Annotated in this window: 18 protein-coding genes and 1 pseudogene; 15 read left to right on the forward strand and 4 right to left on the reverse strand. The window is 75.6% G+C overall.

Annotation, left to right across the window (positions count from 1 at the left end):
• The first annotated feature begins 14 nt into the window (after window positions 1-14).
• The 6 genes from JIW86_RS08880 to JIW86_RS08900 all read left to right on the forward strand — a co-directional run bounded on the left by JIW86_RS08880 (window position 15) and on the right by JIW86_RS08900 (window position 5,472).
• Complete coding sequence (locus JIW86_RS08880; RefSeq protein WP_257553272.1) at window positions 15-377, forward strand: hypothetical protein; 363 nt, start codon at window positions 15-17, stop codon at window positions 375-377.
• On the forward strand, window positions 370-1,404 hold the full coding sequence (locus JIW86_RS08885; protein ID WP_215141812.1) for a polyprenyl synthetase family protein: 1,035 nt from the start codon (window positions 370-372) through the stop codon (window positions 1,402-1,404). The genes JIW86_RS08880 and JIW86_RS08885 overlap by 8 nt, the downstream gene beginning before the upstream one ends.
• Window positions 1,405-1,477: 73 nt before the next feature.
• Window positions 1,478-2,659: an oxygenase MpaB family protein gene (locus tag JIW86_RS08890; RefSeq protein WP_257553273.1), complete on the forward strand. Its 1,182-nt coding sequence runs from the start codon at window positions 1,478-1,480 to the stop codon at window positions 2,657-2,659.
• 123 nt (window positions 2,660-2,782) lie between these two features.
• Complete coding sequence (locus JIW86_RS08895; protein ID WP_257559265.1) at window positions 2,783-4,312, forward strand: molybdopterin-dependent oxidoreductase; 1,530 nt, start codon at window positions 2,783-2,785, stop codon at window positions 4,310-4,312.
• 93 nt (window positions 4,313-4,405) lie between these two features.
• A complete protein-coding gene (locus JIW86_RS41660; RefSeq protein WP_322975504.1) occupies window positions 4,406-4,822 on the forward strand; it encodes a hypothetical protein in 417 nt (138 codons plus the stop codon).
• The gene (locus JIW86_RS08900; RefSeq protein ID WP_322975505.1) at window positions 4,765-5,472 is read left to right on the forward strand and encodes an alpha/beta hydrolase; all 708 of its coding nucleotides are present in this window, start codon (window positions 4,765-4,767) and stop codon (window positions 5,470-5,472) included. Before JIW86_RS41660 ends, JIW86_RS08900 begins: the two co-directional genes overlap by 58 nt.
• Here JIW86_RS08900 and JIW86_RS08905 read toward each other — a convergent pair.
• From JIW86_RS08905 to JIW86_RS08920, 4 genes and pseudogenes are all read right to left on the reverse strand, one after another.
• A pseudogene (locus tag JIW86_RS08905) lies at window positions 5,469-6,700 on the reverse strand (cytochrome P450 family protein). The gene JIW86_RS08900 and the pseudogene JIW86_RS08905 overlap by 4 nt on opposite strands.
• Before the next feature lie 134 nt (window positions 6,701-6,834).
• Window positions 6,835-8,124, reverse strand: coding sequence for an Ig domain-containing protein (locus tag JIW86_RS08910; RefSeq protein WP_257553274.1), 1,290 nt, complete (start codon window positions 8,122-8,124; stop codon window positions 6,835-6,837).
• 90 nt (window positions 8,125-8,214) lie between these two features.
• A complete protein-coding gene (locus JIW86_RS08915; RefSeq protein WP_257553275.1) occupies window positions 8,215-8,940 on the reverse strand; it encodes a LysR substrate-binding domain-containing protein in 726 nt (241 codons plus the stop codon).
• Complete coding sequence (locus JIW86_RS08920) at window positions 8,859-9,107, reverse strand: helix-turn-helix domain-containing protein (protein WP_257553276.1); 249 nt, start codon at window positions 9,105-9,107, stop codon at window positions 8,859-8,861. The genes JIW86_RS08915 and JIW86_RS08920 overlap by 82 nt, the downstream gene beginning before the upstream one ends.
• Window positions 9,108-9,576: 469 nt before the next feature.
• Between JIW86_RS08920 and JIW86_RS41665 the strand changes: the two genes are divergently transcribed.
• From JIW86_RS41665 to JIW86_RS08960, 9 genes are all read left to right on the forward strand, one after another.
• Window positions 9,577-11,121 carry a hypothetical protein gene (locus JIW86_RS41665; protein ID WP_322975506.1) on the forward strand — a complete coding sequence of 515 codons (1,545 nt, stop codon included), beginning with the start codon at window positions 9,577-9,579 and terminating at the stop codon, window positions 11,119-11,121.
• Window positions 11,122-11,627: 506 nt separating this feature from the next.
• Window positions 11,628-17,684, forward strand: a complete 6,057-nt coding sequence (locus JIW86_RS41670; RefSeq protein WP_322975612.1) for an SDR family NAD(P)-dependent oxidoreductase — start codon at window positions 11,628-11,630, stop codon at window positions 17,682-17,684.
• Window positions 17,681-18,772: a ketoacyl-synthetase C-terminal extension domain-containing protein gene (locus JIW86_RS41430; protein WP_263862061.1), complete on the forward strand. Its 1,092-nt coding sequence runs from the start codon at window positions 17,681-17,683 to the stop codon at window positions 18,770-18,772. The genes JIW86_RS41670 and JIW86_RS41430 overlap by 4 nt, the downstream gene beginning before the upstream one ends.
• 256 nt (window positions 18,773-19,028) lie before the next feature.
• Window positions 19,029-20,921 (forward strand): 4'-phosphopantetheinyl transferase superfamily protein, encoded by a 1,893-nt coding sequence (locus JIW86_RS08935; protein WP_257553277.1) that lies wholly within the window; start codon window positions 19,029-19,031, stop codon window positions 20,919-20,921.
• Window positions 20,834-21,151 (forward strand): acyl carrier protein, encoded by a 318-nt coding sequence (locus JIW86_RS08940; protein WP_257553278.1) that lies wholly within the window; start codon window positions 20,834-20,836, stop codon window positions 21,149-21,151. Before JIW86_RS08935 ends, JIW86_RS08940 begins: the two co-directional genes overlap by 88 nt.
• A 6-nt stretch (window positions 21,152-21,157) precedes the next feature.
• Complete coding sequence (locus JIW86_RS08945; RefSeq protein ID WP_257553279.1) at window positions 21,158-22,012, forward strand: alpha/beta fold hydrolase; 855 nt, start codon at window positions 21,158-21,160, stop codon at window positions 22,010-22,012.
• Window positions 22,009-23,172 carry a glycosyltransferase gene (locus JIW86_RS08950; RefSeq protein WP_257553280.1) on the forward strand — a complete coding sequence of 388 codons (1,164 nt, stop codon included), beginning with the start codon at window positions 22,009-22,011 and terminating at the stop codon, window positions 23,170-23,172. Before JIW86_RS08945 ends, JIW86_RS08950 begins: the two co-directional genes overlap by 4 nt.
• A 151-nt stretch (window positions 23,173-23,323) precedes the next feature.
• Entirely contained in the window at window positions 23,324-25,036 is a 1,713-nt protein-coding gene (locus JIW86_RS08955) for a class I SAM-dependent methyltransferase (protein WP_257553281.1), read from the forward strand.
• Complete coding sequence (locus JIW86_RS08960; RefSeq protein WP_257553282.1) at window positions 25,033-26,016, forward strand: galactokinase; 984 nt, start codon at window positions 25,033-25,035, stop codon at window positions 26,014-26,016. Before JIW86_RS08955 ends, JIW86_RS08960 begins: the two co-directional genes overlap by 4 nt.
• Window positions 26,017-26,069 lie beyond the last annotated feature (53 nt).

The following is a 26,069-nucleotide window of genomic DNA, read 5'->3' on the forward strand; positions in this document are numbered from 1 at the left end:
GGAGTACACCGAACATGTCCCAGACCGAACACGAGCAGTCCGCGCAGGAGCGGTCCGAGCGGGAGCGGCCGCAGCAGGAGCGGCCCGCGAACGCCGCCCCGGCCTCCCCGGCCGCCGCACCGCTGGAGCTGCTGACGCTGCTCGCCGCCGGGGTGGCCGATCTGGCCTTCGACCAGCTCCGGCAGACCGCCGACCGGGCCCAGCACGTGATGCGCCGCTCCGATCTGAAAGAGCTGCTCACCGACGGGGTGGTGGAGCTGCGCAAGCGCGGGGAAGTGGCCGCCCGACGGGCGGGCGTGGGCGCCGAGAACTACCTGGAGACCATGGCCCGGCGGGCCGCGGAGCGCGTCGCCGCCGAGGGCCACTCCTGTGCATGACCACACCGGCTTCAAGGAGCGCATCGACGAGGTGCTGGTCCGGCTGGCCGACGAGGAGGAGCAGGCCCTCCTCGGCCTGCACGTCGAACTCTCCCCGCTGTCGGAGCAGTTGCGCCGGTCGCTGGCGCGCGGGAAGCGCATCCGGGCCGCGTTCCTGTACTGGGGGTGGCGGGCGGCGGGCCAACCGGACTGCGAGGGGGTGATCCGGGCCGCTGCCGCGATGGAGCTCGTGCACGCGGCGGCCTGCACCCATGACGACATCATCGACGACAGCCGGATGCGGCACGGGCAGCTCACCGCACACGCCGCGTTCGCCGCGGCCGGGCAGCGTTCCACCGCCCTCGCCATGATCCTCGGCGATCTGCTGATGGGATACGCGGGCCACGTCTTCACCTCCTGCGGGCTGCCCGGGGCCTACCTCGCCCGGACCGTGCCGCTCTGGTCCACCCTGCTCCGCGAGACGATGGCGGGCGAGTTCCTGGAGGTGCTGCGCACCGACGCCAGGGCGGCCCGGGAGCCGCAGGTGGCGGAGTCGCTGGAGGTGGCCCGCTACAAGACGGCCAAGTACACCGTGGAGCGGCCGCTGCACCTGGGCGCCACCCTCGGCGGCGGCAGCCGCGCGCTGCTGGACGCCTTCTCCGCCTACGGGCTCCCGCTCGGCGAGGCCTTCCAGCTGCGCGACGACCTGCTGGGCACCTTCGGCGACCCGGCCACGACCGGCAAGTCGAACCTGGACGACCTGCGGGACGCCAAACCCACCGCACTGCTCGCGCTGACGATGGCGGCGGCCGACCCGGACGACCTCCGGCTGCTCGCCAAACTGGTCGGCAACCCCGAGCTGGGCACTGAAGAGGCCGCCTCCGTACGCGAGTTGATGGAACGGTGCGGAGCCCGGCAGCAGGTCGAGGACATGATCCGGGAGCGCATCGTCCGGGCCACCGGCGCGCTGGACACCGTACCGATGCCCGGGGAGGCGCGGTCCGCGCTGCACGACCTGGCGGGCACCGCGGCCGAGCGGTCGCTGTAGCCGCGACCGCCGCCGAGGTCACCGCCACCGGCCGGCCGGTCCCGCACCCGAAGACACGAGAAGGACGACTGAAGTGAACACCACCAAGAGCGCCTCGCCGCACACCCGTTACGACGATGCCGCACTCGACGCCCTGCGCACCCAGGGGGATCCGCTCGCCGACGAGACCGTCGCCGCGATGTTCAGCCGCAAGGAGGTCGGCGACCTCAACACCCTGATGCGGTTCTTCACCACTGCCGGGGACAAGCTGCCCGAGCAGCTCCCGGAGTCCGCACGCGCCTATTTCGAGGCGACCGCCATGCCCCCGAGCTGGGTGGACTGGGACGTCATGGAGCAGGCCCGGCTGTTCTTCATGGACAACGCGGCCCACATCAACACCGGCCTGTCCTTCGCGGCGATGCCCGCGACCTACGCCATCCCCCGGCTCTCCAGGCTGCTCTCCTCGACGCACTCCCTCGCGTACCCCTCGCGCCGGATGGCCAACACCGGGCAGTTCGTCACCTACCTCATGCAGACCAACTCCTTCGCGGAGGGCAGCAAGTTCATCCCGGCCGCGCAGAAGGTGCGGCTGCTGCACGCGGCGGTCCGCCACCACCTGCGCCACGGAGGCCACTGGGACATCGAGAAGGACGGACTGCCGATCTGCCAGGAGGACATGATCGGGGGTCAGATCTGCTTCTCGCTGCTGGTGCTCGACGCCATGCACCAGCTCGGCATCCACATGAGCGAGGACGGCGCGGAGGCCTACTTCTACGCCTGGCGGGTCGTGGGATCCATGCTGGGCTGCGACATGTCGGCCGTACCGGAGAACCTCACCGAGGCCCGCGACTACTGCGACCTCTACCTCCTGCGCAACCTCGGCCCCTCGCCCGAGGGGGTCCGCCTCAACGCCCAGCTGATGCGGATGTACGAGGACGTGGTCCCCGGCACCTTCTTCGACCCGATGGTGCCCGCCACCGTCCGCTACCTGGTCGGCGACACCATCGGCGACTGGCTGGAGATCCCGCGCACCCCCTGGGACACGGCGGCGAAGGCCGTGCCCGTGTTCCTCGGCCTGCTGGAGACGATCGAGGACAGCAGCCCCTACGCCGAGTGGGCGCTCGACAAGGCGGGCTCGCTGCTCTCCGGCCTCGAACTGTCCGCGCTGACCCGGGGCCGGGTGATGCACCACGCCATCCCGGAGGAGCTGAAGGACGAGTACGGAGTGAAGCCGCCGCGCACCGGGCGCTGGGTACCGCCTGCCCCGGTGCACTGACCCGCGCGGCTGGCCCCGGCCGGGTGCGCGGCGAAGGGCGCGGAGCCGGCGGGGCCGGGTCACACTGGCCCTGTGACAGCAGACCGGAGGCGTCGGCAGTGGCTGCTCGGCGCCCTCAGCGGAATGGTGGCGGCGGCCGCGGGACTGGCCGTGGGCGAGCTCGCCGCGGCGGCCGTCCGGCCCGAGTCCTCCCCGGTGACCTCGGTCGGCGCGGTCGTGATCGACGCTACTCCCGCGGCTCTCAAGGAGTGGGCGATCCGGCAGTTCGGCACCGCCGACAAGCTGGTGCTGACCCTCGGCATCCTCGCGGTTCTGGGCGCGCTCGCCGTCGGGGCGGGGGTGCTGGCCCTGCGCCACCTGCCCGCCGGGATGGCCGTCGCGGGCGGCTTCGGCCTGCTGGGGGCGGCGGCCGCGCTCGGCCGGCCGGAGGCGGGCTGGCGGGACGCGCTCCCTTCGCTGGCGGCCGGACTGGCCGCGGCCGGGGTGCTGTGGCTGCTGGTGACCGCCGTACGACGGCCCCGGCCGGCCGGGGCTCCGCCCGGGGCCGCCTGGGCGATGGACCGCCGCGGCTTCGGCCGCCTGGTCGCCGCCACCGTGGCGGTCTCGGCCGGGGCCGCACTCGCCGGGCGGCGCCTCGGCGCCTACGGCTCCGCCGGGGCGACGGCCTCCCGGGCCCGCTTCCGGCTCCCCCGGGCCACCGTGCCGGCGCCGCCGGTGCCCGCCGGCGCCGGCCTCCAGGTGCCCGGGCTCTCCCCCTTCCTCACCCCCAACCAGGACTTCTATCGCGTGGACACCGCCCTGGTGGTGCCGCGCGTGGACGCGGACACCTGGCGGCTGCGCATCCACGGCGAGGGCGTGACCAAGCCGCTCACCCTCGATCTGCGGGAGCTGCTCGCCCGCCCCCTGGTCGAGCACGACATCACCCTCTGCTGTGTGTCCAACGAGGTCGGGGGCCCGTACGCGGGCAACGCCCGCTGGCTCGGCGTACGCCTCGCGGACCTGCTCCGCGAGGCGGGGGTCCGGCCGCCGTCCGCGGGCGGCCCCGCCGACCAGCTGGTGGCGCGCTCCGTGGACGGCATGACGATCGGCACGCCCGTCGAGACCGTCATGGACGGCCGGGACGCACTGCTGGCCGTCGGGATGAACGGCGAGCCGCTGCCCTTCGCGCACGGATTCCCGGTCCGGATGGTCGTACCGGGGCTGTACGGGTACGTCTCGGCCTGCAAGTGGCTGCGCGAGCTGCGCCTGACCACCTTCGCCGCCTACGACGCCTACTGGGTGCGCCGGTCCTGGGCGGCGCAGGGCCCGGTCAAGACGCAGTCGCGGATCGACACCCCGCGCTCGTTCGCGGCGCTCGTGCCGGGCCGGGTGGCGGTCGCCGGGGTGGCGTGGGCGCAGCACCGGGGCATCGAGCGGGTCCAGGTACGGGTGGACGGCGGCCCCTGGCAGGAGGCGCGGCTCGGGGACGCCGACGGAGTCGACACCTGGCGGCAGTGGGTGTGGCCGTGGGAGGCGACCGCCGGCTCGCACACCCTGGAGGTCCGCGCCACGGACGGGACCGGCGCCGTCCAGACCGGGGAACGCGTCGGGACGCTGCCCGACGGGGCGACCGGCTGGCACGCGGTGACGGTACGCGTCGCGCCGGGCCCGTGACGGCGCCGCCGGTAGATTGACACGACAATCGGGACATATGCCGCATGTCCTTGCATTCATTTTGCCCCGTCCCGTACGTCAGGAGCCGGCGCCGTGGAGCTGACCAGTACGACGTTCCTCGTCACACTGATCGTCGTCACGGTGCTCGCCGTGCTCGCCGCCCTGCTCCTGTGGAACCGGATCCCGGGGCCGGGGTGGGTGCGGTGGCCGTTGCGGCTGCTGATGATCGGACTGTGCCAGCTCACCGCCATCTGTGTGGTGGCGACCTGGATCAACGGCAGTTACGGGCTCTACTCCTCCTGGGAGGACCTGCTCGGCACCGACGCCGGGCAGGAGGCCGGGGCGATGACCGGCGTGCCGGTGGGCCGGGCGAGGTTCACCCAGAACGGCGACGGCACCCGGACCACCTTCTTCCGCGGCTCCCACTCGAAGCTCGCCGGTCAGGTCGTCGTGTGGACTCCCCGGAGTACAGCGCCCCGGGCGCGGACCGCACGCGCTTCCCCGTGCTGACGCTGCTGCACGGCTACCCGGGCACGCCGCGCACCTGGATCGACCTCGGGGACATGCCCGGAGCGCTCACACAGATGGTGGAGCTGGGCGCTGCGCACCCCTTCATCCTGGTGATCCCGGAGATCTATCCGGGCGGGGTGAACACCGGCTGCAGCAACACCCCGCAGCGCAAGATCGCCGACTGGCTGGCCAGGGACGTGCCGGACCTGGTCTCGCGGAACTTCCGTACGCTGCCCTCCCCCGCCGGATGGGGGCTGATGGGCGTCTCGACCGGAGCCTTCTGCGCGGCCAAGCTGCCGTTGCAGTACCCGAAGGTCTTCCGGGCGGGAGCGGCCCTGGACCCCGATCCGCTGACCGGCGACCCGGGGGTGCTGACCGACCCGGTCCTGCGGGAGCGCAACAGCCCGATGTGGCTGGTCGAGCATACGAAGAAGGCAGACGTCGGGCTGTTCCTGGCCACCTCGGCGCAGGACAAGGACAGCCCGCCGCAGCAGCTGGAGGCCTTCGCCAAGGCTGCGGCGGGCAGCGGGGTCCGGGTCAAGACCCTCGTCCGTCCGGTCGGCGGCCACAACTTCCAGACGTGGACCGGGATGTACCCGGACGCGCTGGGCTGGCTGAGCACGGAGCTGTCGCCGCCGAGCGCGGGTTAGGCGCCGCGGGTCGGGCGGACAGGGGTCAGGCGGACCGGCAGTGCCTCGACGCTGTTGCCGATGAAGCTGCGCTGGTGCGGGAGTTCGGCGTCGGGGAGTGCGAGGTCCAGGTCGGGGAAGCGGGTGAAGAGCCGCTCCAGGGCGATGGTGGCCTCCAGGCGGGCGAGCGGGGCGCCGACGCAGTAGTGGGCTCCGTGACCGAAGGAGAGGCTGCGGGCGGCGGTGGGGCGGGTGATGTCGAAGCGGTCGGCGTCCGGGCCGTGGAAGGCCTCGTCCCGGCCCGCCGCGGTGTAGCCGGCGAGGACGGGGGTGCCCTGCGGGATCACGGTTCCCTCGACGGCCAGGTCGCGGGTGGGGTAGCGGAAGGGGAACCAGCTGACCGGGCCGTCCCAGCGCAGGGTCTCGTCCACCACGTCCGACCAGGTGGCCTTCCCGTCGAGGACGAGGGCGAGCTGGTCGCGGTGGGTGCACAGGGCGCGCACCGCGTTGCTGATGAGGTTGAGGGTGGTCTCGTGGCCCGCGACGAGCATCAGCCGCATGGTGCCTATGAGTTCGGCCTCGCTGAGCCGGTCGCCGTCGCTCTCGCGGGCGGCGATCAGGGCACTTGTGAGGTCCTCGCCGGGGCTCGCGCGCCGGGTGGCCGCGATGGTGCCCATCAGCCCGACCAGTTCCCGTACGGCCGCCATCACCTCGGCCGGTGTGGTGTCGGTCGCGATGATCACCGTGTTGGACAGCTGGTGCAGCCGTCCCCGGTGCTCGGAATCCACGCCGAGCAGCTCGCAGATGACGCTCATCGGGAGGGGAGGGCGAAGTGCGTGCGCAAGTCGGCGGTCCCGTCGGGGGATTCGGCCGCGGCCCGCTCGAGGTCGTCGAGGAGTTCGGCGGTCAGCTCCTCGACGCGCGGCCGCAGCCGTTCCACCTGGCGGGCCGTGAAGGCCTTGCCGACCAGCGAGCGGAGCCGGCGGTGGTCGGCGTCGTCGGCGGTGTGCATGCCCTGGGCGTTGGCGAAGACCCGCAGCGGCCAGTCCGGGGGAATGGTGCCGTCGCGCAGGGACGGGAAGTGCCGGGCGTCCTTGGCCACGTCGGGGTGGGCGAGGAACTCCTTCAGCGCCTCGTGCCCCAGTACGACCGCGCCGGGGACCCCGCCGGGCAGTACGACCTCCGCCACGGCGCCCTGGGCGCGCAGCCGGGCGTTGAGGGCGTGCGGGCAGCCGCCGGCGGGGTCGATCACGTACGGGGTGTCCGAGGCGTGCGGGGCGGGTGAGATGGGGGACGACAAGCCGGCTCTCCTGACCTGATGAACGAGACTCGGTCAACAGTGCGGCCTCCGGGGTCAGTTGTACAAGCCCGCCCCGCCGTGTCTCAGAACCAGGTGAGCGTGAGCGCGAAGGCCGTCCCGGCGGTGGCTCCGGTGGAGTCGGTCACGGTGGCGGTGACCTGGAGGGTGCCGCTGCCCCAGGGCTTGCCGGTGATGCGTCCCGTGGCGCTGTCCAGGGTCAGGCCCCAGGGCAGGCCGGTGGCGGCGAAGCGGACGGGGGACTTTCCGCCGGAGGCGGAGAGCTGGATGGTGCAGGTCTGGTTCAGCTTGCACGTCCGGGGGCCCGGGTTGGCGAGCTTCAGATCACCGGGGGTGGGGGTCGGGGTCGGGGTCGGCGTCGGCGTCGGCGTCGGAGTGGGGGTCGGTGTCGGAGTGGGAGTGGGCGTGGGGGTTGGCGTCGGGGTACCGCCGCATCCCGGGGTGGCCTCCGGCGGCAGCGGCACCCGCCAGAGCTGGGTGTCGTTCTCCGATCCGACGAGCAGGTTCGCGCAGTCGGCGTACGTCACCGTCTCGCCCTGCGACTGGGCGGGCAGGGCGACATCCGCGAGCTTGACCCCCGAGGTGTCGTACACGGAGGCCGTGTTGGCGCCCAGCGGCCCGCCGCTGCGCAGGGTGTACGAGGCTCCCGTCGGCGAGAACGCCCCGTCGGTGGCGAACACCGGGCCCGGCCGGACCGCGGTGAGGGTGTTGACCTGCCCGGTCACGGGCGGCAGCGGGGCCTGGTACAACTGGCCGGCCGAGCCGATGAGTTTGCTGGCGATGTACAGCCTGCCGGTGACGGGGTCGGCGAGCAGCGATTCGGCGTCGTGTTTGCCGTCGGCGTAGGCGAACCGGTAGGTCACCGGCGAGACCGTGGCGTTGGCGAGCTGCTCGGGCTCGGCGAAGGAGTGCACGGTGATCTCCGCGCGGCCGCTGAAGTTGTCCCCGATGTCGCCGACCAGGATCGTCGGGCCGCCGGAGGCGTCCTTGCCGATCGCCAGGGCCTCCCAGTCGGTGTTGCCGACGCCCGAGACGGTGAGCGTGGCCACGAGCCGGCCGGTGGCGGCGGTGCAGTCGATCGCGAAGACCTGGTTGGTGTTCCCGCTGTCGTTGACGGCGTAGAAGACACCCGGATGGCGGCGGCTCATGGCGAGGCCGCTCAGTTCGGCCAGACCGCCGGGGAGGGTGCACTTCTTCTCCGGCGCGAGGGTGCCGGCGGTCGCCGCGGCGGGCGGGGTGAGGGAGGCGGAGGCAGTGGCACTGGCGCTGGTCATCCAGGCGACGGCGGGCAGGATCGTGGCGAGGACCGCGGTCGCGAAGGCGGCGGTCCGGTGGGGTGCGAGGACTCGGGACATGCACACAATGTGATGGGACGTCAGTCTGTGGCACCAGGCCGCACCCCCTCCCGTTCGAGCATCGTTCAATGCCGAACCGGCATGCCTCGGTCAGCGCACCGGCTCCCGTACGGGAGCCTTGTGCCCGGCGTGCGCGATGAAGGCGCGGGCCGCACGGCTCAGGGGCCGCCGCGCGTGCGCGATGCCCACGGGACGCAGCAGGGGCGGAGTGAAGGAACGGATCTCCGCCCGGCTGCCGAAGGCTCTCAACACCACGTCGCGGTACCAGATGAGGGAGCCGCGGCCGTCGGTCACACCCGTCACCCACGCGAGGCGCTCGTCGACCTCCAGGGAGGGCACGGGCCGCACGCCGAGGCAGCTGAACATGGCCTCCATCTCGGTGCGCCGGCCGGTCCCCGGGGTGGGCAGCACCATCGGCAGCCCGTCCAGCATGCGGAACGGCAGCGGGTGGGGCAGCCGGGAGCCGAGAGGCGAGATCAGCACCACCTCGCGCTCCTGGATGAAGTGGGTGGAGAGCTCCTTGTCGATGGGCAGGTCGACGAGGGCCAGCTCGGAGCGCCTTTGGTTCAGTTCCTGGACGACGGCCTCCCGGCTGTCGTGCTGCTGGAGCCGGACGTCCACGGTGGGATGTCGCTCGGTGAAGGCCGCGACCAGGTCGGAGGCCAGGTCGAGGGCCAGGGTGGGCGTGGTGACGAGGGTGAGGGCGGCCCGGGTGTCCTTGCCGTGCGGGGTCCCTATGTCGTCGATGGCCTCCACCGCGTTGAGCACGGTGCGGGCCAGCCGGACGACCCGGGCCCCCTCCGGCGTGAGGTCCACCCCCTTCCCCGGCGTGCCAGGAGTTCCACGCCCAGATCGCGTTCCATGGCCTGGACGGCCCGGGACAGGGCGGACTGGGCGACGAAGACCGAGGCGGCGGCGCCGGTGATGGACCGGCAGTCGGCGACGGCGACGAGGTAGCGGAGCTGCGCGAGAGTGGGCGTCATGACCGGACGGTAACCGCGTGAGGCTGTACCTGTAAGGGCTCGTCGGGTGAACAACTACCGTGCTGCGGCGCAGCCGTTCATGCACGGTCGGCGGTGAGGCATGCCGGTGCGGCATGTCCGCGGGGACGCGCCGCGGGTGCTCGCGCGGCGGGGCCGGCCCGGCCCGGCGGGAATCACCCCAGGCCACCGGCTCGGCGGGGGCGTGCGGAGGGGCCGCCCGGGGTGCGTGCCGGGTGGTCCGGGCCCGCCGAGGGTGCGAAGCATCGTATTCCGCATGCCTGTTGACAGTGCGGGGCGGCCACCGCACGATGCATCGCGGCGTGAGGGTGTTTGACCACTGTTCAAGCCCGCCCTACCGGTGGCGGGCCGCCCGGCCGATGTGCGAGACCGACGCACCCCCGTTCTCGATTTCTTCCGTTCTTCCGCTCTGTACTGCGCCATGTCACACAGCATTGGAAGAGGAGCGCCCGTGACCCCCCATCCCCCGCAGTCCGCCGCCGCCCGCGATCTGATCGTCGCGGTGACCCCGTTCGAGGAGCCGCATCCGCGGATCGTGACCGCCGCCGAGCGCGCCGGGGCCCTCGGCCTGCTCGACCTCGGGCGGGACCCGGACGCCGCGCGGCGAGCGTTCGAGGAGCTGGCCCGCAGGCTCGGCGACGGTGGCGGCGGAGGAGGCGGCGGCGGCGGCGGCGGCGGCGGCGAGGGAAGCGAGGGCCGGTACGGGGTGCGGGTTCCCTCGGGCTGCCCGATCGGCCCCGAGGAGCTGCCGTCCGCGGTGGACACCGTGCTGCTCGCCGACCCCGCGTCACACACCCCGGAGCAGGTGGCCGCCTGGGCCGCGGTGGCCGGCCGGCCCCGGGTGTGGGCCGAGGTCACCAGCCGTGCCGAGGCCGCGCGCGCCGTGGCCGCCGGGGTGGGTGCACTCGTCGCCAAGGGCCACGAGGCCGGTGGCCGGGTGGGCGGGGCCACCACCTTCGTGCTGCTCCAGCAGCTGCTCGCGGATCCGGGGGCCGGGGTACCCGTGCGGGCGTACGGCGGGATCGGTCCGCACACGGCGGCCGCGGCCGTCGCAGGCGGGGCGGCGGGCGTGCTGCTCGACGTACAACTCGCCCTGACGGCCGAGGGCGAGGCCGGCCTGCCCGCGGAAGTGATCGCGGCGCTGCGGGCGATGGACGGCTCCGAGACCCGGCTGGCCGACGGACACCGGGTGTTCGCGCGCCCCGACCTGACCGCGCCCGACGGCCCGGTGCCCGCCCTGCTGGGCGCCCGGGACCTCCGGACGCAGCTGCTGCCCGTCGGACAGGACGGCGCCTGCGCCACCCGGCTGGCCGCACGCCACCGGACCACCGGCGGGGTGCTCCAGGCGGTCCGGGCGGCCGTCTCCGGGCATCTGGCGGCCGTCGTACGGGCCCGGCCGCTCGACCGGCCGCTCCCCGTCGCCCAGGGGCCGATGACCCGGGTGAGCGATCAGGCGGCCTTCGCGGAGGCGGTGGCCGCCGCGGGCGGGGTCCCGTACCTGGCGCTCGCCGTGATGGAGGGCCCGGACGTACGCGGGCTGCTGGCCGAGAGCGCCGAGCGGCTCGGGGAACGCCCGTGGGGCGTGGGCCTGCTCGGCTTCGCCCCGGCCGAGCTGCGCAAGGAGCAGCTGGCGGCCGTGGCCGAGGCACGCCCCCGTACGCGATCATCGCGGGCGGCACCCCGGCGCAGGCGGCCCCGCTGGAGGCGGCCGGCATCCGGACCCATCTGCACGTGCCCTCGCCGGGGCTGCTGGAGCGGTATCTCGCCGAAGGTGCGCGGCGGTTCGTGTTCGAGGGTCTGGAGTGCGGCGGGCACGTGGGGCCGCGCGCCTCCTTCCCGCTGTGGGAGGAGCAGATCGAGCTGCTGCTGTCCTGCCCCGAACCGGAAGCCCTGGACGTGCTGTTCGCGGGCGGGATCCACGACGGGCGCTCGGCCGCGATGGCGGTGGCGGCCGCCGCCCCGCTGGCCGAACGGGGAGCCCGGGTCGGGGTCCTGATGGGCACCGCCTACCTGTTCACCGAGGAGGCCGTGGCGGCGGGCGCGGTGCTGCCCGGGTTCCAGCGGGCGGCCGTGGAGTGCGCGGACACCGTGCTGCTGCACACCGCGCCCGGACACGCCACCCGGTGCGCGGACACCCCGTACGCCGCGACCTTCGAGGCCACCCGGCGGCGGCTCACGGACAGCGGCACCGAGGCGCGCGCCGTGTGGGAGGAGCTGGAGCGGCTCAACCTGGGGCGGCTGCGGATCGCGGCGAAGGGGCTGCGGCGCGGCGAGGGCGGCTCGGCCCTGGAGGCCGTGGACGCCGGACAGCAGTACACCGACGGGCTGTTCATGCTCGGGCAGGCCGCCACTCTGCGCTCCGGGACCACCACGGTGGCCGCGCTGCACGCGCAGGTCACCGAGGGGGCGGGCGAGTTGCTGGAGCGGCGGGCACGGGAGTTCGCCGCGGCCGCTCCCGAGCCGGCCCCGGCCCCGGATCCGCTCGACATCGCCATCGTCGGGATGGCCTGCGCCTACCCGGGCGCCCCCGACCTCGCCGGGTACTGGGCGCGGATCCTGGAAGGCGCTGACGCGGTGACCGAGGTGCCGGCCGAGCGCTGGGACCCGGAGCTCTACTACGACCCCGACCCGGCCCGGGCCGGTGAGCGCACCCCCTCCCGCTGGGGCGGCTTCCTCGGCCCGGTGCCGTTCGACGCCCTCGCCCACGGCATCCCGCCCGCCTCCCTGTGCGGGATCGAACCGGTCCAGCTGCTGGCCCTGGAGATCTCGGCGCGGGCCCTCGGCGACGCCGGATACGGCAAGGGCCGGGAGTTCGACCGGACCCGGACCTCCGTCGTCTTCGGCGCGGAGGCCGGTACCGAACTGGCGGGCGCCTACGGGCTGCGCGCCCTGCACCCCGCCTATCTGGGCGACCTGCCGCCCGAGCTGGACGGGCAGCTGCCGCGGCTCACCGAGGACTCCTTCCCCGGGATCCTCGCCAACGTGATCGCGGGCCGGGTCGCCAACCGCCTCGACCTCGGTGGCGCGAACTGCACGGTCGACGCCGCCTGCGCCTCCTCGCTCGCCGCCCTGGACCTGGCCTGCCGCCAACTGCGCGACCTGGACAGCGACATGGTTATCTGCGGCGGCGCGGACGTGCACAACGGCATCAACGATTACCTGATGTTCGCCTCCGTCCGGGCCCTGTCGCCCGGCGGCCGCTGCCGCCCCTTCGACGCGGCGGCCGACGGGATCGCGCTCGGCGAGGGCGTGGGCGCGCTGGTGCTCAAGCGGCTCGCGGACGCGGAGCGGGACGGCGACCGGGTGTACGCCGTGATCAAGGCGGTCGGCGCCTCCAGCGACGGCCGGTCCCTCGGCCTGACCGCGCCCCGGCCGGAAGGGCAGCGGCGGGCACTGGAACGGGCCTACGCCCGGGCGGGCGTCTCCCCCGGCGAGGTGGGACTGGTCGAGGCGCACGGCACCGGCACGGTGGTCGGCGACAGCACCGAACTGGCGGTGCTGAGCGAGCTGTTCACCGCGCACGGGGCCACCCCGGGCTCGTGCGCGCTGGGCTCGGTGAAATCGCAGCTCGGGCACACCAAATGCGCGGCCGGGCTGGCCGGGCTGATCAAGGCCGCCCGGGCGGTCCACGCGGGCGTGCGGCCGCCGACCCTGCACATCGACGCGCCGAACCCGGCCTGGCGGGCGGAGACCAGCCCCTTCACCTTCGACGCCGAGGCGCGGCCCTGGGCGGTGCCCCCGGAGCGGCGGATCGCCGGGGTGAGCGCCTTCGGCTTCGGCGGTACCAACTACCACGCGGTGCTGGCCGGTTACGCGGGCGCCGAGGAGCCGCGCCACGGCCTGGAGGAGTGGCCGGCCGAGCTGTTCTGCTTCCGCGGCGAGGACCGGCGGGCGGCGGGCCGGGCGATGGCGCGGCTCGCGGCCCGGCTCGAGGAGAACGACGCGGCAGGGCGGCCGTGGGCCCTGCGCGACCTCGCGGCGGAGGCGGCGGCCACCGGCTCCGGCCCGGTGCACGTCGCGGTCGTCGCCGCCGGCCCGGAGGAGCTGGCGGCCCGGCTGGAGCAGGCCCGGGCGTTCACCGCGGGCGCGGGGGTCCACGTACGGGAGGAGTCGGCCGATCCGGGCCGGGTGGCGTTCCTGTTCCCCGGGCAGGGCAGCCAACGTCCAGGAATGCTCGGCGAGTTGTTCATGGCCTTCCCCGCGCTGCGCGGGCTCCTGGACGCGGCGCCTGCTCCGGTGGTCTCGGCGGTGTTCCCGCCGGCCGCGTTCAGCGCCGAGGGGCGGGCGGCGCAGCGGGCGGCGGTCACCGACACCCGGGTGGCCCAGCCGGCCCTCGGGCTGACGGGGGCGGCGGCGCACCGGCTGCTCGACGGCCTCGGCGTCCGGCCGGACTGCGTGGCCGGGCATTCGTACGGGGAGCTCACCGCACTCTGGGCGGCGGGGGCCTACGACACGCAGAGCCTGCTGCGGCTGAGCGCACGCCGGGCCGAGGCGATCGTGGCCGCCGCCGGGAGCGATCCGGGGTCGATGGCGGCGGTGTCGGCCGCGCCGGAGGAGGTACGGGAGATCGCCGAGCGGGCCGGGTGCGTGGTGGCGAACCACAACGCACCCCGGCAGTGCGTGATCTCGGGGCCGACGGCGGCCGTGTCGGCGGCGGTGGCAGCACTGCGCGAGGCGGGCCTGTCGGCCGAACCCCTGCCCGTGGCCTGCGCGTTCCACAGCGAGGTGGTGGCGGGAGCGGCGACCGCCCTCGCCGGGGAGCTGGCACGGACGGCGGTGTCCGGGCCGGGCATCCCCGTCTGGTCGAACACGACGGCCGCCCCGTATCCGGCCTCCGCCGAAGAGGTACGACGCCTTGCCGCACGCCAGGTCGCGGAGCCGGTCCGGTTCGTGGAGCAGGTGGAGGCGATGTACGCGGCCGGTGTCCGCACCTTCGTGGAGGCGGGGCCCGGCCGGGTCCTGTCCGGTCTGACGGCCCGGATCCTGCGCGAGCGGCCGCACACGGTGGTTCCGCTGGACGTGCCGGGCGAGCACGGCCTGGTCCGGCTGGTCACGGCGTTGGCGGAACTGGCGGTGGCGGGCGTGCCGGTGGCGCCGGAGGCGCTGTTCCGCGGCCGGACCTCCGCCCTGCCCGACCGCGCACCGCGTCGGCCGGGCTGGCTGGTGGACGGCCACCTGGTGCGCACCGCCGACGGCGCACCGGTGGCCGGGGGCCTGCGGCCCGCCAGCCGGGTGACCGTGCCTCCGCCGGTGGCGCCCGCTGCCGACCGGCGCGAGGAGGCGGTCCTGGAGTACCTGCGCGGCGCCCGTGAACTGGTCGAGGCACAGCGGGACGTCCTGCTGGGCTACCTGGCCACCGAGAGGCCCGCGCCCGCGCGGCCCGTGGCAGCCGGCGGGCCCGCCCCCGGCCTCGCGGCCCCGGCACCCGCAACCGCACCTGCGCCGGCGGTCGGCGGTCCGGCTCCGGCTCCGGCGGGCGCGTCCGCCGCCCGGGCGATCCGGTCCCCGGAGGACGTCATGGAGGCGGTCCTGGAGATCGTCCACACCCGGACCGGATACCCCAGGGACATGCTCGACCCCGGGCTGGACCTGGAGGCGGACCTGTCCATCGACTCCATCAAGCGGGTCGAGATCATCGGCGCCCTGGCCGACCGGATCGGGCTGCCCCAGGACCCGGGCGGGTCCGCCGAGTCCGCGGTCGAGGAGCTGTCCCGGATCAAGACCCTGCGCGGGATCGTGGACTGGGTCACCTCCCACACCGGCACGCCGGAACCGGAGGCGGAGGCGGAACCCGTGGCGGAACCGGTGGCTGAGGAAGCACCGGAAGAGGCTCCGGTACCGGTCGCCCGGCTACGGGTGGACACCGTCCCCGTACCGGCGGCCGCCGGGGACCCGGAGGCCCTTCGCGGCCTGCGGATCGGGGTGGTCGAGGACGGACAGGGGCTCGCCCCCGCGCTCCGCACGGCCTTGCGGACGTCCGGGGCCGAGGCCCACCCGCTCACCGAACCTGGGCCGGGGTTCGACGGGATCGTCGACCTGACCGCCCTGCGGACCGGCGCCGAGCCCGTCCTCCCCCAGGTCTTCCCCGCGCTGCGGCGCGCCCTGACCGGCGGGACGCCCCGGCTGCTGCTCGTCACCGCGCCCGGCACACCCGGAGCCGGTCTGCACGGCTTCGCGCGCAGCACGGCCCTCGAATTCCCCGGCACCCTGATCCGCGCCGTGGACGTCCACCCCAAGGAGGCCGCCGAGCAGGTCGCCGCACAGCTCCTCGCCGAGCTGAGCTGCGACGCGGCCGACGGACCCGCCTCGGTCGGCTACACGGCCGAGGGAACGCGCGTCACCCGCCGCCCGGTGCCCGCTCCGCTCGCCCCGGCCGGGGACGCGCCGCCGCTCGGCCCCGGCTCGGTGGTCCTGCTCACGGGCGGGGCCCGCGGGATCACCGCCCGGACCGCGCTCGCGCTGGCCCGCGCCACCGGCTGCCACGTGGAACTGCTCGGCCGCACCCCCGAACCCCCCGCCGAGCCGGACGAGTTCGGGCAGGCCACCGACCGGGTGGCACTGCGCGCCGCGCTGATCGCCACGGGGCTGCGTACGCCCGCCGAGATCGAGGCGGCGGCCTCGCGGATCCTCGCCGAACGCGAGGTACGGGCCACGCTGGCGGCCCTGGCCACGGCCGCGGCCTCCGTCCGCTACCACGCTGCGGACGTCACGGACGAGCGGGCCGTACGGGCCGTGGTGGCCGACGTACGCGCCCGGCACGGGAGGCTGGACGGCATCGTGCACGGCGCCGGGGTGCTGCGCGACGGGCTGCTGCGCGACAAGCAACCGGCGGACTTCACCGAGGTGTTCACCACCAAGGTGGCCGGCGCCCGGCACCTGGCCGCGGCGGCCGCCGAGCACGGTTCGGGGCCCGCACCCCGGTTCCTGGCCCTGTTCGGAAGCGTCGCCGGGGTCTACGGAAACCGCGGCCAGAGCGACTACGGGGCGGCCAACGACGCCCTGGACGGGCTGGCGCACACCTGGGCGGAGACCTTCCCGGGCCGGGTGCTGTCCGTGGACTGGGGCCCCTGGGCGGCGGAGGCGGGCGGGATGGTCACACCCGAGCTGGAGCGCGCGTACGCCCGGCGCGGCATCCCGCTGATCGCGCCGGACGCGGGTACCGCCGCGTTCCTGGACGAACTGGCGCACGGGAGCGACGTACAGGTGGTCCTGATGGCGGAGGGGGCCACGGCGATGAGTGAGCAGCGGCGCGGCCCGCGGCCCACCGACGCGGCGATCGTCGGCATGGGGGCGGTGTTCCCCGGGGCCGCCGATCTGGCCGCCTACCGGCGCAATCTCCTCGCCGGCACGGACTCCATCGGCGACGTCCCGCCGGGGCGCTGGGATCCCGAGGTGTACTACGACCCGGCGGGCGCCTCCGGACCGGCGGCGGGCGACCGGTTCTACTGCCGGCGCGGCGGGTTCGTCGACGGCCTCGCCGCCTTCGACCCGACCCGGTTCGGGATCATGCCGGCCGCCGTGGAGGGGGCCGAGCCCGATCAGATGCTGGCGCTGCACGCGACGGCGGAGGCCATCGCGGACGCGGGCGGTGAGGACCGGCTGCCGGCCGACCGTTCCCGGATCGGGGTGGTGCTGGGGCGCGGCGGGTTCATGGGCGTGGCCACCGCCCGGCTGGACCAACGGGTGCGCACGGCACACCAGTTGGCGCAGACCCTGCGCGAGATCGCGCCGGAGCTCGGCGAGCGGCGGATCGCACAGGTGCGCTCCGCCTTCCAGGAGGCGATGGGCCCGGAGCGTCCGGACGCCTCGATCGGCCTGGTGCCGAGCTTCACCGCCGCCCGCACGGCGAACCGGCTGGACTTCCGCGGCCCCGCCTACACCCTGGACGCCGCCTGCGCCTCCTCGCTGCTGGCGGTGGACCAGGCGGTGGGGCTGCTGGCGGGCGGGCGCTGCGACGCGGTGGTCGCGGGGGCCGTGCACCACTGCCACATCGCGACGCTGTGGAGCGTGTTCACGCAGCTTCGGGCGCTGAGCCCGAGCGAGCGGATCCGGCCCTTCGACCGGCGGGCCGACGGCACCCTGCTCTCCGAGGGCACCGGGGTGGTGCTGCTGAAGCGGCTGGCGGACGCGGAGCGGGACGGCGACCGCGTGTACGCGGTGATCCGCGGGACGGGAGTGGCGGGGGACGGCCGGGCGGCGAGCCTGATGAGCCCCCTGGTCGCGGGTCAGGTACGGGCCCTGGAGCGGGCCTGGCGGGAGGCCGGGCTGGATCCGCGGGCCCCGGGCGCGCTCGGCTTGCTGGAGGCGCACGGTACGGGGACGCCGGTGGGGGACGCGGCCGAACTCGACACCCTCGCCCAGGTGTTCGGTCCGCCCATGGACGGCGGAAGCGGGATCGGCTTCGGTTCCGTGAAGTCGATGCTCGGGCACACCATGCAGGCCTCCGGCATGGCCGGGCTCATCAAGGCCGCCCTGGCCGTGCACGAGGGGTGCTGCCGCCGACGTTGCACCTGGAGGAGCCGCACCCGGATCTGGTCAGGACGCGGATGCGGCCGGTGACGGCGGCGGAGCCCTGGGAGCGGGGGCCGATGCCCCGGCGGGCCGGGGTCAACGCGTTCGGCTTCGGCGGGATCAACGCGCACGTGGTGCTGGAGGAGGCTCCGGGGGCCGCCCGCCCTGCGGCTCCGGGTCGCCGGTTCCTGCCGGTGGGGGCCTCGGCCGCGCCGGTGGGGGCGCCCGCGCGGGGCGACGTACTCCTGCTGGCGGCGGACAGTGCGGCGGAGCTGTCCGCCCGGCTGGCCGCGGGTACGCCGGTGTCCGGGGGTGACGGGCCCTGCCGGCTCGCGGTGTTCGGGCCGACCCCCCAGCGGCTCGCGCTGGCCGCGAAGGTGGTGGCGCGCGGGCGGGCCTGGCGCGGGCGCGGCGACGTGTGGTTCTCGCCGCAGCCGCTGGGCGGCCGGGTGGCCTTCCTGTTCCCGGGCCTGGAACCGGAGTTCGCGCCCGTGGTCGACGATGTGGCGCAGCGGCTCGGATCGACGCCGCCCCGGCTCACCCGGGGGACGTCGCTGGTGGAACGGGCCGTGGACGCGATCGCCACCGGCCGGTTCTTCGCCCGGGTGCTGCCCGGGCTCGGCATCGAAGCCGATGTGCTGGCGGGCCACAGCCTGGGCGAGTGGGCGGCGATGGTGGCCGCCGGAATGTATCCGCAGGAGGCGGCCGACACCTTCCTGGAGTCGCTGCGGCCGGGCGATCTGCGGGTCCCGGACCTCGTGTACGCGGCGCTGGGCTGTGGCGCGCCGCGGGCGGAGGCGGCCCTGCACGGCCTGGACGGGGTGGTGGTCAGCCACGACAACTGCCCGCACCAGTCGGTGATATGCGGGGATCCGGGCCACGTGGCCGTCGCGATCGCGCGGCTGCGCGGCGAGGAGTGCTCGGTCAGGAGCTTCCGTTCCGCTCGGGCTTCCACACGCCGATGTGGGAGCCGTACCTCGGCCAGGTCCGCGCCGCCTTCGAGCGGCTGCCGCTGCGCGAAGGGACCCTCCCGGTCTGGTCGGCCACCACGTGCGCGCCGTTCCCCTCGGCGCCCGATGACGTACGGGAGCTGGTGGTCCGGCACCTCCTGGAGCCGGTCCGCTTCCGCGAGCTGACGCTGCGGCTGTACGAGGAGGAGGGTGTGCGCAGCTTCGTCACGCTGGGCCCGGGCAGTCTGCCGGGGTTCGTCGAGGACACCCTGCGCGACCGCCCGCACCTGTCGGTGTCCACCTCCTCCCCCGGCTTCCGGGGCTGGCTGCCCTCGGCCGCACCTGCGCCGCGCTCTGGGCCGAGGGCCACGCACCGCGCTGGGACCTGCTGTCCGCCCCGGAAGAGCCGGCCGGGGCAGCGCCCACCCGGGCGGGGCGGCCGGTGCTCCTGGACCTCGGTTCGCCGCTGGTCCGCCTCGGCGAGGCGGCGCGCACCGCGCTGGGCGGCCTGTCGGCGCCACCGCCGGCCGGGTCCGCGACCGGGTCCGCCGCCGAACCCGCGTCCGGCCCCCGGCCGGTCCTGCTGTCCGCCCTGGACGCGGTGCTCGCCGACACCGGCGCGGCCGCCCGGACCGTCACCGAGGCCTGGGCGGCGGGACCCCCGCCGGCGCCGGTGGAGCCGGCGGGGCGGGTGGGGCCCACGGGCACCGAGGTGCTGCGGCTCTCGCTGGCCGAGCTGCCCTACGTACGGGACCACTGCGTGTACCTCCAGCCCGAGGGCTGGCCCGAGGACTCCGACCGGTTCCCCGTCGTGCCCATGACCACCATGCTGGAGCTGGCCGCCGAGGCCGCGCTGCGGCACGCCCCGCCCGGTCTCCACGTCGTCGGCTACGAGGACGTCAGGGCGCTGCGCTGGCTGGCCGTCGAACCGGCCGTCGACGTCGAGGTCACCGTCCGGGGCGACGGGCCCGGCCGGGCTCGCGTCGGCCTCGGCGCGTACGCCTCGGTGGTCGTGCTGCTCGGCGAGCGGTACGGGCAGCCGCCCGCGCCCGACACCACGCCCCTGCGCGATCCGCGGCCGGCCCCCGTCAGCGCCGAGGCCCTCTACCGCGACCGGTGGATGTTCCACGGCCCCCGCTTCGCCGCCGTGCACGAGGTCCGGACCGTCGGCGCGGACGGCATCGAAGGGGTCCTGCGGGCCCTTCCCGATCCCGGAGCGCTGCTCGACGCGGCCGGTCAGATCTTCGGCCACTGGATGCAACTGCGGCTCCCGGTCGACCGGTTGGTGTTCCCCGCCACCGTGGACCGCATCCGCTTCTTCGGCCCCCAGCCGGCCCCGGGGGAGCTGGTCGCCGCCACGGCCCGGATCCGCGAGGTGCACGACACCACCGTGCGCGGCGACCTCGAACTGCGCCGGGCCACCGGCGGGGTGTGGGCCCGGATCGAGGGGTGGACGTACCGCCGGTTCGGCGCCGACGAGCGGGTCTGGCCGATGAAGTTCACCCCGGAGGTGTGCGGCATCGGCGAACCCCGGCCCGAGGGCTGGTGCCTGGCCCGCCGCCGCTGGACCGATCCCGCCTCGCAGGAGCTGGTGATGCGCCGCTACCTCGGCGCCGCCGAGCGGGCGGCCTACGAGCGGCTGTCGCCGCGCGCCCGGGCGCCCTGGCTGCTGGGCCGGATCGCCGCCAAGGACGCGCTGCGCCGGCTCCTGTGGGACGGCGGGGCCGGACCGGTGTTCCCGGCGGAGGTGCCCATCGGCAACGACCCGGCCGGCCGGCCGCTGGCCGAGGGCCCGCTCACCCGCGGCTTCCGGCTGTCGATCGCCCACAAGGACCGGATCGCGGTCGCCCTCGCGCACCCCGGCCGCGCGGTCGGCATCGACGTGGAACAGGTCACCGCCGACCCGGACGCGCTGGTCCGCATCGCCCTCGGGCCGGAGGAACTCCGGCTCGCCGAACGGCTGGCCGCCTGCGAGGGCACCGGCCTGCCGGCCGCCCTGACCGCCCTGTGGTGCGCCAAGGAGGCCGCCGCCAAGGCCGAGGGCAGCGGGCTCGGCGGCCGGCCCGGGACTGGCGGGTGGCCGAGGACCCGGACTCCGGCGCGCTGCTGGTGCGCTCCCCGGCGGGCACCCGTACCCGGTCCGCACCACCCTGCTCCCCACCGATCCGCTCGACCACGTCGTCGCCTGGACCGCCCACGGCTCGGCGGCCCCGTCCCCCGTCCCCTTCCACCTCACGGAGACCCGTCATGGCACCTGACATCCTCGCCGAGATCACCGGAATGCTCGTGGAGATCGTCGGCGACGAGTACCTCCTCGCGGAGGAGGTCACGATGAAGACGACGTTCAACGAGGACCTCGCCCTGGAGAGCGTCGAGTTCGTCGCCCTCGCCGAGCTGCTCCACCACCGCTACGGCGCCGAGGTGGACCTGATGGAGTTCCTGGCTGAGAAGGACATGGACGCCATCCTCGCCATGTCCGTGGGCGAACTCGTCACGCACATAGGCCGGATCACCCATGCCTCCCTCGCCCGCTCGGGGACCGCCCCGGCCTCCTCCGCGGGCTGATCCGCCATGGCCTTCGTCCTCGCCAACTCGCTGCGCTTCCACGTCCAGCGGCTCCCGGCCACCGCGGAAGCCGCCCGCCCCGACCGGCCAGTCGTGGTCTTCCTGCACGGCCTGGCCGTCGACAACCTGTCCTCCTTCTACTGTCCGCTGGCGGTGCCGGTGGCCCGGGCCGGGCACGAGGCCGTCCTCTACGACCTGCGCGGCCACGGCCGCACCGAGCGCCCGGCCACCGGCTACGACAGCCGCACCGCCGTACGGGACCTCTTCGCGCTGCTCGGCGCGCTGGGTCTCGGGGACCGGCCGGTGCACCTGGTCGGCAACAGCTACGGGGGCACCCTCGCCCTGCACGCGGCGCTGGCCCGGCCCGATCTCGTCACGGGGCTCACCCTCCTCGAGCCCCCGCTCAGCGGGGCCTGGGTGGAGAACATGGTGGACACCCTGTCGGCCGCGGCGCTCAGCCTGGAGGACAGCCCCGTCCCCGCCGAACTGCGCACCCTGCGGCTGCGCAAGGCCGCCAATCTCACGGCGATCGCCGACGACCTGCTCAACCGCACCACCCTCATCGACGACATGGCGGCCGGCCGCACCTTCACCCCGGCCGACTACGCCCGGCTGCGCTGCCCCCTGCTGATCGTGTGCGGCGAGCACTCGGAACTGGTGGCGGGGGCACGGGAGCTGGCCCTGCACGCACCGCACGGTGTGCTGCGGATCCTGCCGGGTCTGGGACACGACGTGCTGAAGGAGACCAGCGGGGCGCTACGGGAAGCCGTGCTGGCCCATCTCGACGCCTCGGCCGGCCTGACGGCGACGGCGACGGCGCGGGAGACGCGGGCCGCGCGGGTGGGAGCGCTGGTGCCATGAGGGTACTGTTCACGGTTCCGCCGCTGGCGGGGCACGTCAATCCGACGGTGGCCGTCGGAGCCGAACTGGCCGCCCGGGGCCACGAGATCGCCTGGACGGGCCCCGCCGGGGCGCTGGCCGGGCTGTTGCCCGCGCGGGCCCGGATCCTGCCGGCCGGCGAGGAGGCGGGCGGCGGCTACACGACGCTGCACGCCCGCTGGCGCGATCTGCGCGGGGTCGCCGCGCTGCGGTTCCTGTGGGAGGAGGCGCTGGTGCCACTGGCGCGGGCGATGGTCCCGGGGGTGGCCGACGCCGTCCGCGGCTTCGAGCCGGACGTGCTGGTCGCCGACCAGCAGGCCCTGGCCGGGCCGCTGGTCGCCGAGCGGCTCGGGATCCCCTGGGCGACGTCCGCCAGTACGTCGGCGGAACTCACCCGGCCGTTCGCGGACTTCCCGAAGGTCGGGGAGTGGGTCGCGGGGCAGATCCACGGGCTGCTCGGCGAGTTCGGGACGGTGGCCTCCGGTTGGGATCCGCGGTTCTCCGAGCGGCTGGTCCTGGTCTTCTCCACCCCGGAACTGGTCGGCCCGGCCGAGGAGTTCCCGCCGCACTACGCCTTCGTCGGACCCGCCTTCGGGGCCCGGCCGGCCGCTCCGGGATTCCCCTGGCAGCGGCTGGACCCGGCACGGCGGCGCGTGCTGGTGTCGCTGGGCACCCTCAACCAGGAGGCAGGCGGCCGGTTCTACGGGGCCGTGCTCGGCGCCGCCGAACACCTCGCCGAGGACGTGCAGCTGGTGCTCGCGGCGCCCCCCGCGCTGATCGGTTCCGCGCCGGGGCACCTGCTGCTCCAGGAGCGCGTTCCGCAGCTGGAACTGCTGCCCCACCTGGACGCGGTGGTCTGCCACGGCGGCCACAACACCGTCTGCGAAGCCCTCGCCTTCGGGCTGCCGCTGGTGGTCGCGCCGATCCGCGACGACCAGCCGATCGTGGCCCGCCAGGTCGTGGACGCCGGGGCCGGGGTGCGGGTGCGGTTCGGCAGGACCCGGGCCGAGGAACTGCGAGACGCGCTCACGGCCGTGCTGGACGAGCCCGGCCACCGCCGGTCCGCCCGGCGGATCCAGGCCTCATTCGCCGCGGCGGGCGGAGCCGCCGCCGCGGCCGACCGGTTGGAGAAGCTGCTATGACGCCACCCCCGATCCCCCGGGTCCCGTGGACCTCGGTGGTGCTGCTGGCCGCGCTCGGTGCGGGCACCGTCCGGGCCGGCCGACGGCTGCGGGCGGTGCCGGTGCTGCCGGCCGCCCCGCCCTCGGCGGCCGGGGTGCCGCGCGCCGCCGGGTGGCGGCTGCTCACCGCCCGGGGGTCGAGGCCGACGCGGCCACCTTCCTCGCCGCCTGTGCGCACGCCGAGCGGGAGGGGCTGCGGGTCCTGGACCTGCTGCCGGCGGATCTGGCCGCCGAGCGGGCCCTCGGGCTGATGCGCCTGGTCGACCCCGTCCGCTACCGCCGGGACCGGCTCGGCGAGGGGCGCGGCGCCGGGTTCGCCGTGCTGGCCGCCGAGGAGGTCCTCGCGCGGGCCGGGGTGGATCCCGACGGGCCGCGCCCCGGCCCGGCGGAACTCCTCGCGCTCACCCGGCGTTTGAAGGAGTACGCCGCCGGGGCCACGGGCCTGGCGATCGCCCCCGCGCTGAGCTGCGGAGCGCCGCGCGAGGCGACCGGGCCCGCGCGCGCCGCCGAACTGCGGGCCCAGGGGCTGCCGCCGGGGGCGCTGGCCGCGGCTCAGCTCGCCGGGCTGGCCCTGCTGGCGGGCGTCGTCGTACGCCAGGGCCGGTGGGGCGCCGCCGCGGCCGGGCTGTACTGGCTGCAGCCGTACCTCGCCCTCGGGGGGCCCGGCTCCCCGCTGCGCCCAGCCGATCTGGCCCGGGCCACCGCCGCCCGGCCGGTACGGTCCCTCGGCGCGGCCCTGCGTACGGCCGCGGCGGCCCGCCGTGGCCCGGGCGAGGAGCAGGACTCCGGCCGGGCCGCCGGCTACCGGGCGGACCTGGCCGCGGGGACCGACCGCTTCCTCGAGGTGCGCCGCCCGGACTGCCCCTGGTGCGGGAGCGGGCGGCTCGCCGTCCGGGTCCGGGTGCCCGACCTGCTCCAGGGCAAGCCCGGCCGGTTCACGCTGGAACGCTGCGAGGACTGCGGGCACGTCTTCCAGAACCCCCGGCTGAGCCCGGAGGGGCTGGAGTTCTACTACCGCGACTTCTACGACGGGCGGGGCGGCGAGGGCGCGGGCACGGTCTTCGGGCGGCTCGGTGCCGCGTACCGGGGGCGCGCCGAGATGCTCCGCGCGCATGTCGACGACAGCGGACCGGAGTCCTGGCTCGATGTGGGCACCGGGCACGGGCACTTCTGCAACGCGGCGCGCGAGGTCTGGCCGCGGACCCGGTTCGACGGGCTGGACATGGGCGACGGGGTCCTGGAGGCCGAGCGCCGCGGCTGGGTGGAGACCGGATACCTGGGCCAGTTCCCGGAGTTCTCCTCGAAGCTGGCGGGCCGGTACGAGGTGGTCAGCATGTACCACTACCTGGAGCACACCCGGGATCCGCTGGCCGAACTGGACGCGGCGGCCGCCGTCCTGGCCCCCGGCGGGTACCTGACCATCGAGGTGCCCGACCCGGAGTCCCGCATGGCCGGCCTCCTCGGACCGGCGTGGCTGCCCTGGTTCCAGCCGCAGCACCAGCACTTGGTGCCGGCCGCGAACCTGCGCGAGGCGCTGGCCGACCGGGGCTTCACCGTCCTCACCGAGGAGCACGGAGCGGCCCATCAGGGCAACGACTTCTTCGGCGCGGTGGCCCTGACCGCCTCGCGGCTGGCCCCGGATCCGGACCGGCCGTGGGGTCCCCCGGCCACGCCCCGCGCACGGGCCCTCGCCGGTGCCGTACGGGTGGCGGCGCTGCCGTGCTTCGTCGGCGCGGCCGTGCTCGACGCCCTGCGGTCGGCGGCCGCCCGGGTCACGGACGGCGGGAACGCCTACCGGATCCTGGCCCGCAAGGACCTCCCGTGACCCGCCCCGCGGGCCCGGCCGGCATCGCCGGACTCCACCTCACCGGATCCGGCCTCGCGGGACCGGCCGTCGCGGGACCGGCCGTCGCAGGGCTCGACATCGCCCGCCGGGCCACCGCCGATCCGCTCTTCCGCCTCGTCGCCTACGCCCTGGAGGCCGCGCACGGCCGCCCCCCGGCCGCCGTGTGGAGCGCCCCGTACGCCTTCCACCTCGGGTCCCCCAGGCTGGTCGCGGCGGCCGGCTGGCCGACGGCCGCCGCCGCGGCCCCGCGCACCGACGGCCTGGTGCGGCTCAGCTCGCTCGGACACCCTGCGGACGGCTGCGACCTGCCGCTGACCCTGTCCGGGCCGCCGCCCGCGGCCCCCGCCTGGGCGGTCCGGCCGTACGCCGTGCTGCGGGCGCTGGCCCGGGCCGGTTTCGGCCGCGGCGGGACCGATCTGCACGTGCAGGGCTCGCTCACGGCGGCCGCCGGGCTGGCGACGGCGGAGGCGGCCGACTGCGCGGTGGCCCTGGCGGTGGCCGACGTCCACACGGAGGCGGGCGAGCTGCCGGACCGCGCGCACCTGGCCCGGCTGCTGGCCGCGGCGCTGCCGGACGGGGACGACACGCTGCGCCGGGCGGTGCTCTTCGCCCGGCCCGGCAAGGCCCTGCTGCTGGGCGCGGAGCCCCGGAAGCGGCATCGGTACGTCCCCTTCGACCCGGCGGTGTCCGGGTCGCGCCTGGTACTGGTGGCCGTTCGCGGCGAGGCCGCGGACCGCCCGGCGGAGCTGGCGCGGGCCGTGTCCTGCGCCCGCCGGGCCGGGGCACTGAGCGCCTGGCCGCCCGGCCGGGAACCGGGGCGCAGTGCGCTGGTGCTGCTGCCCGAGGCACGACTGACGGCGGTGCGGGCCGCGGTCGCGGAGGACTTCCGCGACCGGGAGCGGCCCGTGCCGCGCTTCCTGAACATCGCCGTGGCCGGCGCGGCCCGGCGCGAGGAATGACCACCCCAGCCACCCCAGCCACCCCAGCCCTGTCGACATCGCCGAATCAAGGA

The sequence above is a fragment of the Streptomyces sp. NBC_00162 genome (genome assembly GCF_024611995.1).
Classification (GTDB): Bacteria; Actinomycetota; Actinomycetes; order Streptomycetales; family Streptomycetaceae; genus Streptomyces.